Here is a 17,290-nt window from a genome sequence, read left to right as displayed (position 1 = left end):
CGGCCTCTCAGAGGCTGTCGGGCGACTTCCGGCCGGAGGTCGCCCGGCAGTCATCGGGCCGCCGGTGCGTGTTCCTCGATTCCGACGCGCGGCAGCAGTTCCTCGTAGGCCGCGCGGTCGAAATCACCGGCCGTCGGGGAGAGCACGGTCGCCGTCGACAGTGCCACCGCCCGCCGCAGCCGGTCCGGCCAGCTCAGCCCCTCGACGAGTCCGGACAGCAGCCCGGCCACGGCGGAGTCGCCCGCGCCGGTCGGATTGCCCGGGACCCTGGCGGGCGGCGCTGCCTGCCAGATCCCGTCGGGGGTGACCGCCAGCATGCCGTCGGGGCCCAGCGAGGCGATGACCCCGTGCGCGCCGCGACGGCGGGCGTCGCGGGTGGCGCGCATCGGTTCGCGGGACCCGGTGAGCTGGGCGAGCTCGTCGGCGTTCGGCTTGATCAGGTCGGGGCGGGCGGCGATGCCCCGGCGCAGCGGTTCGCCGCTGGTGTCCAGGAGCACCGGGACGCCGGCGGTGCGGGCCGCCCGGACCAGTTCCGCGTAGGCGCCGACGTGGATGCCGGGCGGCAGGCTGCCGCAGAGCGCGACGGCGTCGGCTCCGGCGAGGAGCTCCTCGTACCGGGCCAGGAGGGCGGTCCACTCGTCGGCGGTGACGAGCGGGCCGGGTTCGTTGAGCTGGGTGGTGTCGCCGGTGGCCCGGTCCACGACGGCGATGGTGCGGCGGGTGTTCCCGGCGACGGTGACGAGGGCGTCGGTGACCGGGGCGGGGGCCGTCGCCGCGGGGGCGGCCCCGGGGGCGGCTCCGGCCTCGGGGGCCGTTCCGGGCTCGGGCGCGTCCGTGCCGCCCGGGTCGGCGGGCTCCCGCGGTGACAGGCCGGCCAGCAGTTCGCGGAGCACCGCCCCGGTGGCGCCTCCGGCGAAGCCGGTGACCACGGTCCGGTGGCCGAGCGCGGAGAGCACCCGGGCCACGTTCAGCCCCTTGCCGCCGGGTCGCTCGGACATCTCGCTGACGCGGTGGCTGGCGTGCGGGACGAGTTCCGGGACGCCGTACGTCAGGTCGAGTGCCGTATTCAGTGTGACCGTGAGGATCACCGCGGCCGCTCCCTCGATCCCTGCTCCGAAGCGCGAGACCTTGGGGGAATGCGCTTTCTCCAGCTGTTTTCCAGGCGATCATGCCAAAGAGGTGGCGGTCGGCCCAGAGCCGTGGACCAACCGCTGTCTCTTCGTTACGTATTCGACCCGCCGTCAACAATGGGACGGATCAGCCGATTTGCGGCTCCTTGATCCATTCGCCCTTTCGCATGACGCCCTTGAGCCCGAAGTCCGCGTCCAGGACCACCAGGTCGGCGTCCTTGCCCGGTTCCAGCGAGCCGACCCGGTCGTACACGCCGAGCAGCCGGGCCGGGTTGGCGGAGATGGACTGCACGACGTCGCCGACCGGGATCCGGTCGACGGTCACGGCCCGGCGGAAGGCGGTGTCCTGGGTGAGCGTGGAGCCCGCGATCGAGTTGCCCTCGACCAGCCGCGCGACGCCGTCCTTGACCTCGACCGCGAGCGGGCCGAGCTGGTAGAGCCCGTCGCCGAAACCGGCCGCGTCCATGGCGTCCGTGATCAGCGCGACGCGGTGGGCGCCCGCGTGGTGGTAGGCCAGCTGCAGGGCCGCGGGGTGCAGATGGGTGCCGTCGTTGATCAGCTCGACGGTGATCCGCTCGTCCTCCAGCAGCGCCGCGATCGGGCCGGGCTCACGGTGGGCGAGCGGCGGCATCGCGTTGAAGAGGTGCGTGGCGACGGTGGCGCCCGCGTCGATCGCCTCGACGGTCTGCTCGTACGTGGCGTCGGTGTGGCCGATCGCGGCGATGATGCCGTGCTCGGCGAGCAGCCGCACCGAGTCGATGCCGCCCGGCAGTTCGGTGGCGAGCGTGAACATCTTCGCCGTGCCGCGCGTCGCGTCCATCAGCTTGCGGACCTCGGCCGGGTCGGGGTCGCGCAGCAGCTCCTCGCTGTGCGCGCCCTTGCGGCACGGCGAGATGAACGGCCCCTCGAAGTGGATGCCCGCCAGGTCGCCCTGTTCCACCAGCTCGGACAGGACTCCGGCCCGGTGGGCCAGGAAGTCCATCTCGCCGGTGACCATGGAGGCGACCAGGGTGGTGGTGCCGTGCTCGCGGTGGGTCCGGATGCCGGTGAGGACCTCGTCCACGGTGCCGGAGGTGAAGGAGGCGCCGCCACCGCCGTGGTTGTGCATGTCGACGAAGCCGGGGACCACCCAGTGGCCGCTCAGGTCGACGGTCGGTGCGCCCTCCGCCGCGGCACCGGTGATCCGGGTGCCCTCGACGATCACCCGGCCGTTCTCGACCGTCCCGGTGGGAAGCACCACCCGGGCACCTGCGAGAACTGTGCTGTCTGCGCGTCCGGCCATCAGGCGGATACCTCCGTGGAGAGAAGATCCCAGGCGAGCAGCCCTGCGCCCAGGCATCCGGCGGTGTCCCCGAGGGCCGCCGGGACGATGTGGGGCAGCTTCTGGAACGTGACCCGTTCCTCGACGGCCGCACGGAGTGGTGTGAACAAGGTTTCCCCGGCCTCGGCGAGACCGCCACCGATGATGAGGGTGCGCGGGTCGAGCAGCGTCAGCGCGGTGACCAGCCCGGCGGCGAGCGCGTCGACCGCGTTCTGCCAGACCGCCACGGCCGCCGGGTCGCCGGACTCGACGGCCTTCGCGCAGTCCGCGGCGTCCGCCTCGGGGTCGCCGGAGGCGGCGGCCCAGGCACGGCTGACTGCGGACGCGGACGCCAGGGTCTCCAGACAGCCGCGCTGGCCACAGCTGCAGTCCGGCCCGTCCGGCCGGACCACGATGTGCCCGATCTCGCCCGCGTATCCGTGCGCGCCGGCCTCGATCGTGCCCGCGATGCCGATGGCGCCGGCGATGCCGGTGCCCAGCGGTACGAAGACGAAGCGGTCGGCGTCCTTGCCCGCGCCGATCCGGCCCTCGGCGAGCCCGCCGGTGCGTACGTCGTGGCCGAGTGCGACGGGAACGCCGCCGAGCCGCTCGCCGAGCAGCTGCCGCATGGGCACGTCGCGCCAGCCCAGGTTCGCGGCGTAGACCGCGATCCCGTTCTCGGCGTCGACGATGCCGGGCACGGCGACGCCGGCCGCGACCGCGCTCTCGCCGAGGTGCTCCTCGCCGTACGCCCGCAGATCGGCGGCGAAGGCGAGGATCGACTCCACGACGGCTTCGGCGCCGCGCTCTCTGCCGGTGGCCCGCCGCGCCTCGTACAGCAGGGTGCCGTCGGCCCCGACCAGTGCGGCCTTCATTCCGGTGCCGCCCACATCGAGGGCGATGACGTGTTTCACGGGAAACAGTTTCGCCCGCGGAACCAAAAAGGTCTAGTCCACTATCCCGGTTTGTTGCGGATCCATACAAAATCGTGGCCATGACTTTGCGGTGCGGAACCCGGGCCGCCCCAAGGGGGCTTCAGGAGGAGAGGATCAGGAGGAAAGGATCACGCTGCGCGAGAGGTTGCGCGGCCGGTCCGGGTCGTACCCCTTCGACTCCGCCAGCTCGACCGCCAGCCGCTGCGCCCGGATCAGATCCGCCATCGGATCCGCCGTGGCGTGCGCGACCAGCGTGCCGCCCACCCGCGCCACGTCCCCGGCCAGCCCCTCCGGCAGCCGGCCGAACACCCATGCCACCCGGTGCGGCCCGGTGATCGAGATCGGACCGTGGCGGTACTCCATCGCCGGGTACGACTCCGTCCAGGCGCCCGCCGCCTCGCGCATCTTCAGCCCGGCCTCCTGCGCCAGCCCGTACGTCCAGCCGCGCCCCAGGAACGTCCACTGCTCGGCCGAGACCACCGCCGCGTCCAGCGGCTCGGTCACCGCCAGCTCCGCGTCCACCACCGCGGCGGCCACCGTCTTCACCCCGGCCGGAAGCGGGCCCGACGCCTCCAGGCCGGCCCGCAGGAAGGCCAGCGCGGTGGTGGCGAACCGGGTCTGCACGACCGACTCCTCGTCCGCCCAGTCCAGTACGGCCACCGCGTCGGCGGCGGCCATGACCGGCGTCCCCGGATCGGCGGTCAGCGCGACGGTGGCGACCCTGCCGCGCAGCTCGCCGAGGAGCTCCAGCACCTCGGTCGTGGTGCCGGACCGGGTGATCGCCACCACCCGGTCGTACGGGCGCCCGGCTGGGAACTCCGAGGAGGGGTACGCGTCCGTCTCGCCCTGCCCGGCCGCCTCCCGCAGCGCCGCGTACGCGATGGCCATGAACCAGGAGGTGCCGCACCCGGTGACCGCGACCCGCTCACCGGGGCGCGGCAGCCCGTCGAACGCCGCCGCCTCGGCGGCACGCCGCCAGCAGCCGGGCTGGGTGGCAATTTCCGATGCGGTACGCGACATGCTGGACGGCTCCTTGCGGCGTGGGACGTAACGGTGCGGGCGGTACGGCACAGCGGTGGGGCGGGGTCCGGATCCCGGAGGATCCCGCGCCGAAGCCTACTCAGCGGTAGGCGTGCGGCGGGGCCATGCTCCCAGCCCGGCGCGACCGGGTAAGGGCCCGGTTACGTTGCGAAAGCGATACCCGTTGTGGTGTAGACCATCGGCAACGGGCTGGGGGAGGATCACACCTCGTCCGAAGGGCCCCACGACGGCGTGGCGGGTACGGGCGACTCGATGGGTGAGGACGGACTGGGCTGTGCGGTTGCGCCACCGGGTACTGATCGCGGCAGTGACCGCGCTGGGCATGACAGCGACGTTGTCGGCTTGCGGCAACACCGGCAGCGGCCCGGGGGACATCACCCTCAGGCTCGTCGCGGCCGACTACGGCAACGGTCCGGCCAACAGCTCCGAGAAGTACTGGGACCGGCTGGTCAAGGGCTTCGAGGCGTCCCACCCCGGCATCGACGTCGACGTCAGCGTCTACTCCTGGAAGGACATCGACCGCGAGGTCGCCGCGATGGTGAAGAAGGGGCAGGCCCCCGACATCGCCCAGATCGGCGCGTACGCCGGCTACGCCAAGGCCGGCAAGCTCTACCGGGCCGACCAGATGCTCTCCATCCGCACCCAGGCCAACTTCCTGCCGTCCCTCGCCGACGCGGGCAGCCTGGACCGCACCCAGTACGGACTGCCGTTCGTCGCCAGCACCCGGCTGCTCTTCTACAACAAGAAGCTCTTCGCGCAGGCGGGCCTGGACGCCCCGAAGACCTGGGACGACATACGCGACGACGCGGCGCTGCTCAAGCAGCGCGGGGTGACCTGTCCGTTCGCGCTGCCGCTCGGACCGGAGGAGCCGCAGGCCGAGACCACGATGTGGCTGCTCAGCGGGGGCGGCGGCTTGATCGACGACAGCGGCTCGTACGAGATCGACTCGGCCGAGAACGTCCGGACCTTCGACTGGCTGAAGACGAACCTGGTCGACAAGGGCCTCGTCGGCCCCGTCGCCCCCGGCAGGCTCGACCGGCAGAAGGCGTTCGACGCGTTCACCGACGGCAAGGTCGGCATGCTGAACGGCCATCCCACGCTGATGCAGGAGGCCGAGCGCAAGGGCGTCTCCGTCGGCATGGTGCCGCTGCCCGGCATCGACGGCCCGAGCGAGGGCTCGCTGGGCGTGGCCGACTGGATCATGGGCTTCAAGCAGAACGGCCACCGGGTGCCGCTGGGCAAGTTCTTCGACTATCTGTTCACCGACAAGAACGTCATCGACTTCGCCGACGAGTACGACCTGCTCCCGGTCACCGACAGCGCCTCCGCGGCCATGGAGTCCGACGCCAGGTTCAAGCCGCTGTGGAAGTTCCTGGCCGCGCTGCCGAACTCGCAGTTCTACCCGTTCGGCAAGACGTCCTGGGCCCGGTCCAGCGAGTCGATCAAGGAGAACATCGGCAAGGCGGTCGAGCCGGACGGCAGCCCCGAGAACGTGCTGGGGAAGATCGCGCGCGACTCGGCGGCGGCGGAGCACGCGGAGTAGCGGGCGGTGCGGAGCAGCGGGTGGCGGCGCTCCGGACGGGCGATATGTTGGCTGATATGACCGCCCCCACGTCCGGCCCCGACGACACCGACGGCCTCTCCGACCGGGACCGTGCCGTGCTCGCCGTCGAACGGCAGTCGTGGTCCGGCCCCGGTGCGAAGGAACGGGCGATCCGCGAACAGCTCGGCATCTCGCCCACCCGCTACTACCAGCTCCTCAACGCCCTGCTCGACGACCGCCGCGCACTGGCGGCGGACCCGGTGACGGTGAACCGCCTGCGCCGGGTGCGGGACGCACGGCGCGAACGGCGCTGAGAGCCGGATCAGAGCCCCTTCGGGAGCCGGGAATTCAGGACCCTCGGCTCAGTGAAGCCCCTTCGGCGGCTCTAACTCGATGGCCTTCCGCTCGGTGGAGCCCCTTCGGCGGTCCGAATTCAATGGCCTTCCGCTCAGCGAGGTCTTCCGGCGGCCCGAATTCGATGGCCTTCCGCTCAGCGAGGCTTTCCGGCGGGCCTGAATCCGAGCGCTTCGGTTCACCGAGGGCCTTCCGGCAGCGCGAACTCAAGCCCCTCCGGCGATTGAGGAGCGGGGGTCCGGGGGCAGCGCCCCCGAATACGCCCGCACCGCCCCAACTCCCCGCCCCGGCTATAGGCTCCCCTCATGGGCAGCAACCCGGAAGCACCCGCACCCGAACCCGCACCCACATCCGCACTCCCGACCCCCACCACCGCACCCGGCCAAGAGGCCCTCGCCGCGATCCTCGCCCGCCCCGACCGCGCCGTGATCGCGCTCGATTTCGACGGCACCCTCGCCGACATCGTCCCGGACCCGGAACAGGCCCGCGCCCACCCCGGTGCCGTCGACGCCCTCGTCGCGCTCGCCCCGAAAGTGGCCTCCATCGCCGTGATCACGGGCCGCCCGGCCGGCGTCGCGGTCCGGCACGGCGGCTTCGCCGGGGTGCGGGGCCTCGACCACCTCGTCGTCCTCGGCCACTACGGCGCCGAGCGCTGGGACGCGGTGTCCGGCACCGTCCACGCCCCCGCCCCGCACCCCGGCATCGCCTCGGTCCGCGCCGAACTCCCCGGCGTGCTCGACCGGTCCGGCTCCTGGCACGGAACCTGGGTCGAGGAGAAGGGCCGGGCGATCGCCGTCCACACCCGCCGGGCCGCCGACCCGCAGGCCGCGTTCGAGGCGCTGGGCGGCCCGCTCGGCGAGCTCGCCACCCGGCACGGCCTGATCGTCGAACCCGGCCGGCTGGTCCTGGAGCTGCGCCCGCCCGGCATGGACAAGGGCGTGGCGCTCGCCCAGTACGTACGGGAGACGGACGCCGAGTCCGTGCTGTACGCGGGCGACGACCTCGGCGACCTCGCCGCCTACGCCGCGGTGGAGAAGCTCCGCGCCGACGGCGCCGACGGCATCCCCGGCCTGCTGGTGTGCAGCGGCAGCGCGGAGGTGCCCGAACTGGCCGAGCGGGCCGATCTGCTGCTGGCCGGACCGGGCGACGTCGTCGGATTCCTGGCGGCGCTGGCCCGGCGGATCTGACGCCCGTCCCCGCCTCAGTCCCGCCGTAGCGCGTCCAGCTGGTCCAGGAACCACTGCTGCGGCGGCAGCACGACCGCCGCCGCTGCCAGGCGTTCGGTGCGCGCCGCCCGTTCGTCGTCCGCCATCGTCAGCGCCTCGTGCAGCGCCGCCGCCGTCGCGGAGACGTCGTACGGATTGACCACCACCGCGTCGCTGCCCAGCTCCTCGTAGGCGCCCGCCTCCCGGGACAGCACCAGCGCGCAGCCGTGGTCGGAGACGACCGGGATCTCCTTGGCCACCAGGTTCATACCGTCGCGGATCGGGTTGACGAGCGCCACGTCGGCCAGCCGGTACGCGGCGAGCGAGCGGGCGAAGTCGTCCTTGACGTGCAGCACCACCGGCGTCCAGCCCGCCGTGCCGTACACGGCGTTGATCTCGTCGGCGACCCGCCGCACCTCGGCCGTGTAGTCGCGGTACACCGCCAGGTCCTGCCGGGAGGGGTAGGCGAAGGCGACATGGACGACGCGCTCGCGCCACTCGGGCCGCTCGTCCAGGAGTGCGCGGTACGCGAGCAGGCCGCGCACGATGTTCTTGGACAGTTCCGTTCGGTCCACCCGTACGATCGTCCTCCGGCCGGGACCGGTCTGCTCGCGCAGCGCCGCCATCCGCTCGTCCACATCCGCCTCGTGGGCCCGGCGGCGCAGGAAGTCCGCGTCCGCGCCGAGCCCGTGCACCCCGATCCTGGTCCGCCCGGTGCCGCCCAGGATCTGGGTGCAGCAGCCGATGAACGCGTCCGCCCAGCGCCGGGTCAGGAACGCCGCCCGGTCCGCGCCCAGGATGCCGTGCAGCAACTGCTCGGCGATGTCGTCGGGGAGCAGCCGGAAGTAGTCGACGGGCGCCCACGGGGTGTGCGAGAAGTGGCCGATCCGCAGATCGGGGCGCAGCTCGCGGAGCATGCCCGGCACCAGCGCCAGGTGGTAGTCCTGCACCAGCACCGCCGCACCCTGCCCCGCCTCCTCGGCGAGCGCCTCGGCGAAGGCCCGGTTGTAGGTCTCGAACGACGCCCACTGCCGCCGGAACTCCGCGTCGAAGACCGGTTCCAGCGGCGTCTGGTACAGCATGTGGTGGACGAACCAGAGCACCGAGTTGGCGATGCCGTTGTACGCGTCGGCGTGCACCTCCGCGTCGATGTCGAGCATCCGTACGCCCTGCTCGGCGACCCCGCGCCGGACCGCCTCCCGGTCCCCGGCACCGAGCGCGGCACACACCCACAGCTTGTCGTCGACGGCGCTCAGCCCGGAGACGAGACCGCCGCCGCCGCGTCTCGCGTCGAGCGATCCGTCCTCTCCCAGGGTGTACGAGACCGGGCCGCGGTTGGACGCGACGAGGACCTGGGCATCGGACCGGACGCCGGACCGGGCAGCGGGCTGGGCATCGTGCTCGGAGACCATGTTGCGGAATCTAGCCCGATCACGAACCGCCCAAACGTGCGAAGTCAGACCACGTCAGGCCGCGCGGCGCGAAACGTACTCCTCGATCTCGCACATCGGGGGACGCTCCTCGGTGTCCACGGCATGGGTGCGCGGTACGAAGCCGTTCTCGCCGCGCTCGAACTGGGTGAGGACCGGGCGGATCAGGTGGCCGCGGGAGAGCCGCAGCTGGGCGGTGCGGTAGATCGCCGCCGCCATCCGGCCGAGCGCCTGCCCGTCCTGGTGCCGGTGCTTGCGCACCCCCACATCGACCTGGGCCAGCGCGTCCAGCCCCACCGTGTGCAGCGCGTCGACGAGCAGGCCCAGCTCCACGCCGTAGCCGACGGGGAAGGGCAGCCGTTCGAGCAGCGAGCGGCGCACGGCGTACTCGCCGCCCAGCGGCTGGACGAAACCGGCCAGCTGCGGCCAGTGCAGATTGAGCAGCGGACGGGCCACCAGCTCGGTCACCCGGCCGCCCTGCCCCGCCGTCCTGCCGACGGCGGGCCCATCGGGACCGGTGCCGAACGGGCGGTCGTACATCGCCTTCACGAACTGCACGTCCGGCTCGGTCAGCAGCGGGCCGACGATGCCGGAGACGAAGTCCGCCGAGAAGTCCTTCAGGTCGGCGTCGATGAAGCAGACGATGTCGCCCCCGGTCACCAGGAGCGAACGCCACAGCACCTCGCCCTTGCCGGGTACGGCCGGGATCCGGGGGAGTATCGCGTCGCGGTGCACCACCCGGGCGCCGGCCTCCCGGGCCACCTCGGCGGTGGCGTCGGTGGAACCGGAGTCGATCACCACGAGCTCGTCGACCAGCCGGACCTTCTCCATCAGCTCGCGCCGGATCGTCGCGACGATCTCGCCGACCGTCGCCTCCTCGTTCAGCGCGGGCAGTACGACACTGACGCTCCCGCGGCCCGCCTCCGCGGCCCTGGCGGCCAGCAGGCGGTCCATCGGACGGTCGGCGGCCGACCAGGAACGCCTGGCCAGCCAGCATTCGACCTCTTCCAGCACGGTCGATACTCCCTGTGTGTGATCCATCTCGCGGTTCGGACGACTATCTCAACAGTCCGGTGCTTCGGTTACAGTCTTGAACAACGCGGACGACCATCGCATGCCGGGGTCCGTCCGCCGATAAACGCCCGGATCGAAGATCCGGTGCCACAGCGCTCATCCAGAGGGACTGAGGGAACGGCCCGTTGAAGTCCCGGCAACCCTCCCGCCGACCGCGAGGTCAGGTGGGGAAGGTGCCAATTCCGTCTCGTGGCGAAACGCGCCGCGAGGAAGATGAGGAGAAAGGGCCTCGCCACCATGGCTGCGCAGACCGTTGCAGTAAGCACCAATTCCTCCGCCGACGCCCGATCCGTCGACCTCGGCCCCGCCTCGGGCCTTTCCTGCCGCGAGTGCGGCGAGCGATTCGAACTCGGCCCCATTTTCGCCTGCGCGTCCTGTTTCGGGCCGCTCGAAGTCGCGTACGACCTGCCGAGCGGCTCTCCCGAAGAGCTGAAGAAGCGCATCGAGGCGGGCCCGGCCAACATCTGGCGCTACGCGCCGCTGCTGCCGGTCCCCGCCGACGTCGCCGAGAAGCCGAACCTGAACCCCGGCTGGACCAAGCTCGTCCAGGCCGACAACCTCGCCCGTGAGCTCGGCGTCGAGCAGGGCAAGCTGTTCGTCAAGGACGACTCCGGCAACCCCACGCACTCCTTCAAGGACCGGGTCGTCGCCCAGGCCATCGAGGCCGCCCGCGCCTTCGGCTTCACCACCCTCTCCTGCTCCTCCACCGGCAACCTCGCCGGTGCCGTCGGCGCCGCCGCCGCCCGCGCCGGCTTCCGCTCCTGCGTGTTCATCCCGCACGACCTGGAGCAGGGCAAGGTCGTCATGGCCGCGGTGTACGGCGGGGAACTGGTCGGCATCGAGGGCAACTACGACGACGTCAACCGCTTCTGTTCCGAGCTCATCGGCGACCCGCTCGGCGAGGGCTGGGGCTTCGTCAACGTCAACCTGCGGCCGTACTACGGCGAGGGCTCCAAGACCCTGGCGTACGAGATCTGCGAGCAACTCGGCTGGCGGCTCCCGGACCAGCTGGTCATCCCGATCGCGTCCGGCTCGCAGTTCACCAAGATCGACAAGGGGCTCCAGGAGCTGATCAAGCTCGGCCTGGTCGAGGACAAGCCGTACAAGCTCTTCGGCGCCCAGGCCGAGGGCTGCTCCCCGGTCTCGGTCGCGTACAAGGGCGGCCACGACGTCGTCCGGCCGCAGAAGCCGAACACGATCGCCAAGTCCCTGGCGATCGGCAACCCGGCCGACGGCCCGTACGTCCTGGACATCGCCCGCCGCACCGGCGGCGCCGTGGAGGACGTGAACGACGAGCAGGTCGTCGACGCGATCAAGCTGCTGGCGCGCACCGAGGGCATCTTCGCGGAGACGGCGGGCGGTGTGACGGTCGGCGTGACGAAGAAGCTCATCGAGGCCGGTCTGATCGACCCGTCGCTGACCACCGTCGTACTCAACACGGGTGACGGTCTCAAGACCCTCGACGCGGTGGCCGAAACCTCTCAGGCGACCGCGACGATCCGTCCCAGCCTGGACGCGTTCCGCGCCGCCGGCCTCGCCACCAGCTGACCACCCGAGACTTCAGGAAGGGCACCCGCCATGAGCGTCAAGGTCCGCATCCCCACCATCCTCCGTACCTACACGGGCGGCCAGGCCGAGGTCCCGGCCGAGGGCTCGACCCTCTCCCAGGTCATCGAGTCCCTGGAGCAGAACCACCCGGGCATCGCCGCCCGCGTCCTGGACGACCAGGGCAAGCTGCGCCGCTTCGTGAACGTGTACGTCAACGACGACGACGTGCGCTTCGAGGGCGGCCTGGAGACCGCGACGCCCGACGGCGCCGGCATCTCGATCATCCCGGCGGTGGCGGGCGGCTGCTGACGCCCCGTCCGGCCGCATCGCGTTATCGAATTGCCCCCTCCGCGTTTGAAGCGGAGGGGGCAATTCTGCATGGTTGAGCGGGGTACAGTGTGGGAAGTCCCCCCAGCTGCCCCGCGCCGCCCGCATATGAGAATGCGCCTGGTCGCGACAAGATGCAGCCAAAGTGTGTGTTGCCCTTGCGGCATAAGTCGCCTTTGCCTGGCCCGACTTGCCCAGGAACCTCATGAATCGCGCATATTCGGGCGTTCGGCGCGGCCGAGAATTCTCGTCCGATTGACCTGTTGCAGAGGGCAGTTGGGCAGATACATTCAGCCGCGGTCGACGCGTTCCGGCGCACACACCCTCTCCTGTCGGAGGGTGAGTTCTGACCCGGGTCCGCGAAGTGCGGTCCTGCGCAAGGGCCAGTAATAGGGGAGTTAGGCATGGCTCAGGGCACCGTCAAGTGGTTCAACGCGGAGAAGGGGTACGGCTTCATCGCGGTCGACGGTGGTGCGGATGTTTTCGTCCACTACAGCGCGATCCAGATGGACGGGTACCGCACCCTCGAAGAGGGTCAGCGAGTTGAATTCGAGATCTCGCAGGGCCAGAAGGGGCCGCAGGCAGACATGGTCAAGCTCGCCGTCGGCTGAGTTCGGCGCGGTCGGCCAACGACACCACTCACGCGCTGAGGGCCCGTACCCCGGGGGTACGGGCCCTCAGCGCGTCCTGACGCGCGCCGGGTGTTGTCCGCAGCTCTGCACGGCCTTCGTCCGCAGCCCTGCGCGACCCTCGTCCGCAGCCCTGCACGGCCCTCGCCCACAGCCGCCGCGGCCCTCGTCCACAGCCCTCCACGGCCGTCCGCCGTTGTCCACATCCGGAGGGGGACGCTTGCACTCTCGGGGGTCGAGTGCTAATCATTGCGTTAGCACTCTCCAGGTGAGAGTGACAGAACTTGGACCGGGCCGGTGAGGCCCGCAGGTCGGTGGGGCAAGGAACCGCCGGTCACGCAGGCCGTCCGTCGCGGGCGCCACTCGGTCCGGAGAAATCCACCCCTGTCCGGGAGGACCACTTCACATGGCCAAGATCATCGCGTTCGACGAGGAGGCCCGGCGCGGTCTCGAGCGCGGCATGAACCAGCTCGCCGACGCCGTCAAGGTCACCCTTGGCCCCAAGGGTCGCAACGTCGTCCTTGAGAAGAAGTGGGGCGCCCCCACGATCACCAACGATGGTGTTTCCATCGCCAAGGAGATCGAGCTGGAGGACCCGTACGAGAAGATCGGTGCGGAGCTGGTCAAGGAGGTCGCCAAGAAGACGGACGACGTCGCCGGCGACGGTACGACCACCGCCACCGTTCTCGCCCAGGCTCTCGTCCGCGAGGGTCTGCGCAACGTCGCCGCGGGTGCCAACCCGATGGCCCTCAAGCGGGGTATCGAGAAGGCCGTCGAGGCCGTCTCCGCCGCCCTCCTGGAGCAGGCCAAGGACGTGGAGACCAAGGAGCAGATCGCTTCGACAGCCTCCATCTCCGCCGCCGACACCCAGATCGGCGAGCTCATCGCCGAGGCCATGGACAAGGTCGGCAAGGAAGGCGTCATCACCGTCGAGGAGTCCCAGACCTTCGGTCTGGAGCTGGAGCTCACCGAGGGTATGCGCTTCGACAAGGGCTACATCTCGGCGTACTTCGCCACCGACATGGAGCGCATGGAGTCGTCCCTGGACGACCCGTACATCCTGATCGTCAACTCGAAGATCAGCAACGTGAAGGACCTCCTTCCGCTGCTGGAGAAGGTCATGCAGTCCGGCAAGCCGCTGCTGATCATCGCCGAGGACGTCGAGGGCGAGGCCCTGTCGACCCTGGTCGTCAACAAGATCCGTGGCACCTTCAAGTCCGTCGCCGTCAAGGCCCCGGGCTTCGGTGACCGCCGCAAGGCCATGCTCGGCGACATCGCCATCCTCACCGGTGGCACCGTCATCTCCGAGGAGGTCGGCCTCAAGCTGGAGAACGCCGGTCTCGACCTGCTTGGCCGCGCCCGCAAGGTCGTCATCACCAAGGACGAGACGACCATCGTCGACGGTGCCGGTGACAGCGACCAGGTCCAGGGCCGGGTCAACCAGATCCGCGCCGAGATCGAGAACTCCGACTCGGACTACGACCGCGAGAAGCTCCAGGAGCGCCTCGCGAAGCTGGCCGGCGGCGTGGCCGTCATCAAGGCCGGTGCCGCGACCGAGGTCGAGCTCAAGGAGCGCAAGCACCGCATCGAGGACGCGGTGCGCAACGCCAAGGCCGCCGTCGAGGAGGGCATCGTCGCCGGTGGTGGCGTGGCTCTGCTCCAGGCCTCGGCCGTCTTCGAGAAGCTGGAGCTCTCGGGTGACGAGGCGACCGGCGCCAACGCCGTCAAGCTGGCGCTGGAGGCCCCGCTCAAGCAGATCGCCGTCAACGGTGGTCTTGAGGGCGGCGTCGTCGTCGAGAAGGTGCGCAACCTGGCCGTCGGCCACGGTCTGAACGCCGCGACCGGCGAGTACGTCGACATGATCGCCGAGGGCATCCTCGACCCGGCGAAGGTCACGCGTTCCGCTCTGCAGAACGCCGCGTCCATCGCCGCGCTGTTCCTCACCACCGAGGCCGTCATCGCCGACAAGCCGGAGAAGGCCTCCGCGGCCGCTCCGGGCGGCATGCCGGGCGGTGACATGGACTTCTGATCCTGACGGATCGGTAGTTCCGGCACAGCTTCGCAGCTCTGCCGCGTGGGCCCCGGGACCATTTCGGTCCCGGGGCCCACGTGCGTCTCCCGCCCGTCCTGCGTGCTACCGGGCGAACAACAGCTCCGGGAAGCGTTCGGAGGGCCCGTCGAGTAGCCGGTCGTCGTGCCCGCGCAGCCACCGGTCGAAGAGCGACGCCACGTACGCCCGATTCGCGGCCGGTGCGCGGCCCGGGCTCCCCATAGGTCTGCGGCGGGCGCACCCACGATGCCCGCCGGAGCATCGTGAGCGCGTGACACCGCAGTCCCCATTCCGTCATGAGCCCCCTGGCTCCCCGGTATGAGACAAGGGGCAGGGCGGGCACGGCGGTCAGGGCGACGCGCCGTGCTACGGCAGGCGGTCGAGCAGCCAGGTGCAGAGTTCCTCCGTCACCAGGGTGTGTCCCTCGTTCCGGGAAGCGAACTTGAACTCGTCCAGCCCGCCGATGCCTTCCGGGAGCGAGGAGATGTCCTGGTACAGGCTCTCGTCCGTGTCCGGGTCGGCGACGTCGACCGCGCTGACGGACGGTACGAAGCAGTGCGACCGGATGCGCACATCGGTCTTGAAGCCGAGGATCGCGTTGAGGGCGTTGAGCCCGTCGGCGAGGATGCCGAAGCCTTCCAGCGAGCCGCCGGGGGCGCCGTCGATCGACGGAAGCCCCTTCGTACGGTCCTCGTTGGTCTTCAGCGTCACCACCCGCAGCTTCGCCACCAGCTCGTCGGGGCCCGGCGCCTGGGTGTAGAGCTTGGTGCCCACGACCGACAGGCCCTTGCCCTCCAGCGCCAGTTCGCCCGCCCGTACGTCGGTGCCCTCGCCGTCGCCCCGGCCATTGGCGACACCGATCAGCCGGGGCCGGCGCGGCCATTCGCCGACCGCCTGCATCTCCGCCAGGAACGCGCCGCGCTCGTCGCTCTGGTCAGGCGCGCTGTCCCACTTCTCGATGTGGCGCCACAGCAGCTGGCGGGCGGCCGGGCTGTTGATCTGGTCGGAGAACCTGCTGTCGAGATCCTTGATGTAGTGCGCGAACGCCTGGAGCGCGATCGGGATCCAGGCGCCCCGGTGCGGGCTGTCGTACGAGAAGTACAGCGCGGTGTCGTGGTCGATGCCCTGGCTCTCCATCTTGGCCAGCGCGTGCCGGGTGACGAGCCCGCCCATGCTGAACCCGCCGACCGCCAACGGAGTGTTGCCCAGGCGCTCCGCGATGGCCCGCCTGATCGCGGCCTGTGCGGTACGGGAGTTGTCCAGAATCGACGCACTGCGGTCGTCGAAACCGAGGAGGACGACGTCGTGGCCGCGTCGGCGCAGCTCGCTGATGAGCGCGTAGTCGCCGAACTCCATGATCTGCCAGGAGAATTCCAGCTCGCTCGGCCCGGTGCTGAAACCGTCGGCGAAGATGACCGGCCGCACGAGACCGGTGTTCCCCTCGCCGTAATAGACCCAGGCGGTACCGCCCGGCAGATCCCACACCTCGCTGGGCTGCAACGGGAGGGAGCTGGGCCTCTCGGCGTCCAGGCGGGGGCCGGGGGCCAGCGCGATGGCGGGCCGGTCCTGGAGCCCGGAGACGATCTGCTCGTGGGTGGGTTCGGACATGGTTCGTTCCCCTTTGGGTGATTCGTAACAGTCGGTGCCAAGAGGAACACGCGGAGTAGTCGGCCGGTGGGGAATGCGGATCAAACCACCCCCAGGTGGGAGCCGGTTTCGGACATCGGGCGGCCTGGTTCTACGACTTGGGCGGGCGGATGGGTCCTGCTGCTTTGCCGGGCGGACCGGCCCTACTGTTTGGCCGGGCGGACCGTCCGCACGGTTCGTCGGGCCAGTCCGGCCCGTACGTCGTCCATCCGGCTGCGCACGCCGTCCGCCGGTACGGCTCCGCTCGGTCCGGCCGGTGCGGCGATCTCTTCACCCCGGCACGGCCTGCACCTGCCGCCGATCAGGGCTTCCGCGCTGCCCGGTGTGCGGCACTCGCTGCATTCGAGGGTGCGCAACACCGTTCGCTGGTGCGTCGGGGTGACTCGTTCGGGTGGCATTTTGTCCGCGAGCCGCCTGCGGACGAGGGCTGCCGCGTGGTGGACGGGGGTGGGCAGCCCGTCGGTGAGGGCGTGCAGGAGCTCCGGTTCTGTGGCGCCGCGCTCGAACCAGGCGTCGACCTGCGGCTCCAGCGAGGTGCAGTCGGCCGCCGACAGGGTGAGTGAGGGGGCGGTGCGTCCGAGTGCGGCGAGGAGCATGAACGCCCGTGAGCGGGTGGGGCGTTGAGGCCGCTCGGGTGGTACGTCGCCCCGGGTGAACGCCGCCCACCACTCGTCGTCCCTCGCGGTCCGGGAGAAGAACGTCCGGGTCACCCAGAGCAGCACCTCGTCATTGGCGACGCATTCGCTGCCGCGCCGCAGATGCCCGGCGTCCTGGAGCCTGTTGAGGGCGGTGCGCAGCGCGCACTGCCCGTACGGGAGGTGTTTGGCCAGCGTCTTCACGGAGATGTCGGCGCCCTCGGGCAGCCGGTCGATGTACGCGGCGATGGAAGCCTCGCGCGGCGGAAGGTGCCCGAACTCGCGGTCGGCCGCCGGATGTTCACCCGGCGCGGAACGCTTGCCGTACCCCGGATTGGCCATCGGGTGCGGGGGTGCGGACAGTGATACATGCGGCGCGCACGGGGTAGCACTAAGCTGGCTGACAGCCATCAGATCGCTCCTTGGAAGCGGTCGAAGTGGT

15 protein-coding genes and 1 riboswitch are annotated in these 17,290 nt (G+C 70.8%); of the genes, 7 read left to right on the top strand and 8 right to left on the bottom strand.

The features are described from left to right. Positions 1-50: 50 nt before the first annotated feature. The 4 genes from ABZ622_RS03575 to ABZ622_RS03560 form a co-directional block, all read right to left on the bottom strand. Positions 51-1,088 (bottom strand): 1-phosphofructokinase family hexose kinase, encoded by a 1,038-nt coding sequence (locus ABZ622_RS03575; RefSeq protein ID WP_360539908.1) that lies wholly within the window; start codon positions 1,086-1,088, stop codon positions 51-53. 169 nt (positions 1,089-1,257) lie between these two features. Beyond that, positions 1,258-2,412 (bottom strand): N-acetylglucosamine-6-phosphate deacetylase, encoded by a 1,155-nt coding sequence (nagA, locus tag ABZ622_RS03570; RefSeq protein ID WP_360539906.1) that lies wholly within the window; start codon positions 2,410-2,412, stop codon positions 1,258-1,260. Further along, entirely contained in the window at positions 2,412-3,344 is a 933-nt protein-coding gene (locus ABZ622_RS03565) for an ROK family protein (RefSeq protein ID WP_360539904.1), read from the bottom strand. The genes nagA and ABZ622_RS03565 overlap by 1 nt, the downstream gene beginning before the upstream one ends. A gap of 135 nt (positions 3,345-3,479) precedes the next feature. Next, a complete protein-coding gene (locus tag ABZ622_RS03560) occupies positions 3,480-4,385 on the bottom strand; it encodes a sugar isomerase (RefSeq protein WP_360539902.1) in 906 nt (301 codons plus the stop codon). Between the two features lie 343 nt (positions 4,386-4,728). On the opposite strand from ABZ622_RS03560, the gene ABZ622_RS03555 reads away from it, so the two are divergent. The 3 genes from ABZ622_RS03555 (at position 4,729) to otsB (ending at position 7,490) form a co-directional block, all read left to right on the top strand. Further along, the gene (locus tag ABZ622_RS03555) at positions 4,729-5,949 is read left to right on the top strand and encodes an extracellular solute-binding protein (RefSeq protein ID WP_360540268.1); all 1,221 of its coding nucleotides are present in this window, start codon (positions 4,729-4,731) and stop codon (positions 5,947-5,949) included. Positions 5,950-6,005: 56 nt separating this feature from the next. Next, positions 6,006-6,263, top strand: a complete 258-nt coding sequence (locus ABZ622_RS03550; protein ID WP_360539900.1) for a DUF3263 domain-containing protein — start codon at positions 6,006-6,008, stop codon at positions 6,261-6,263. A 345-nt stretch (positions 6,264-6,608) separates the two neighbouring features. Then, on the top strand, positions 6,609-7,490 hold the full coding sequence (gene otsB / locus ABZ622_RS03545; protein ID WP_360539898.1) for a trehalose-phosphatase: 882 nt from the start codon (positions 6,609-6,611) through the stop codon (positions 7,488-7,490). Between the two features lie 14 nt (positions 7,491-7,504). Here otsB and ABZ622_RS03540 read toward each other — a convergent pair whose 3' ends face one another. Both ABZ622_RS03540 and ABZ622_RS03535 read right to left on the bottom strand, forming a co-directional pair. Then, a complete protein-coding gene (locus tag ABZ622_RS03540; protein WP_360539896.1) occupies positions 7,505-8,920 on the bottom strand; it encodes a trehalose-6-phosphate synthase in 1,416 nt (471 codons plus the stop codon). A 54-nt stretch (positions 8,921-8,974) separates the two neighbouring features. Further along, complete coding sequence (locus ABZ622_RS03535; RefSeq protein WP_360539894.1) at positions 8,975-9,952, bottom strand: glucosyl-3-phosphoglycerate synthase; 978 nt, start codon at positions 9,950-9,952, stop codon at positions 8,975-8,977. Positions 9,953-10,105: 153 nt separating this feature from the next. Further along, positions 10,106-10,232: riboswitch (SAM riboswitch) on the top strand. 17 nt (positions 10,233-10,249) lie between these two features. On the opposite strand from ABZ622_RS03535, the gene thrC reads away from it, so the two are divergent. The 4 genes from thrC to groL all read left to right on the top strand — a co-directional run bounded on the left by thrC (position 10,250) and on the right by groL (position 14,545). Further along, positions 10,250-11,560: a threonine synthase gene (thrC, locus tag ABZ622_RS03530; protein ID WP_360539892.1), complete on the top strand. Its 1,311-nt coding sequence runs from the start codon at positions 10,250-10,252 to the stop codon at positions 11,558-11,560. Between the two features lie 30 nt (positions 11,561-11,590). Then, positions 11,591-11,869, top strand: coding sequence for a MoaD/ThiS family protein (locus ABZ622_RS03525; RefSeq protein ID WP_072487929.1), 279 nt, complete (start codon positions 11,591-11,593; stop codon positions 11,867-11,869). A 422-nt stretch (positions 11,870-12,291) separates the two neighbouring features. Further along, positions 12,292-12,498: a cold-shock protein gene (locus tag ABZ622_RS03520; protein WP_003967346.1), complete on the top strand. Its 207-nt coding sequence runs from the start codon at positions 12,292-12,294 to the stop codon at positions 12,496-12,498. Between the two features lie 424 nt (positions 12,499-12,922). Further along, positions 12,923-14,545, top strand: coding sequence for a chaperonin GroEL (gene groL / locus ABZ622_RS03515; RefSeq protein ID WP_358949377.1), 1,623 nt, complete (start codon positions 12,923-12,925; stop codon positions 14,543-14,545). A 387-nt stretch (positions 14,546-14,932) separates the two neighbouring features. On the opposite strand, the gene ABZ622_RS03510 is transcribed toward groL, so the two are convergent. Both ABZ622_RS03510 and ABZ622_RS03505 read right to left on the bottom strand, forming a co-directional pair. Further along, entirely contained in the window at positions 14,933-16,174 is a 1,242-nt protein-coding gene (locus ABZ622_RS03510; protein WP_360539889.1) for a hypothetical protein, read from the bottom strand. Positions 16,175-16,356: 182 nt separating this feature from the next. After that, positions 16,357-17,190, bottom strand: coding sequence for a hypothetical protein (locus ABZ622_RS03505; RefSeq protein ID WP_360539887.1), 834 nt, complete (start codon positions 17,188-17,190; stop codon positions 16,357-16,359). Between the last annotated feature and the right edge of the window lie 100 nt (positions 17,191-17,290).

It is taken from the genome of Streptomyces sp. NPDC007164 (genome assembly GCF_040634135.1).
Classification (GTDB): Bacteria; Actinomycetota; Actinomycetes; order Streptomycetales; family Streptomycetaceae; genus Streptomyces; species Streptomyces sanglieri.
Note: the sequence above shows the minus strand (reverse complement) of the source record. Positions and strands in the feature narration are given on the sequence as shown.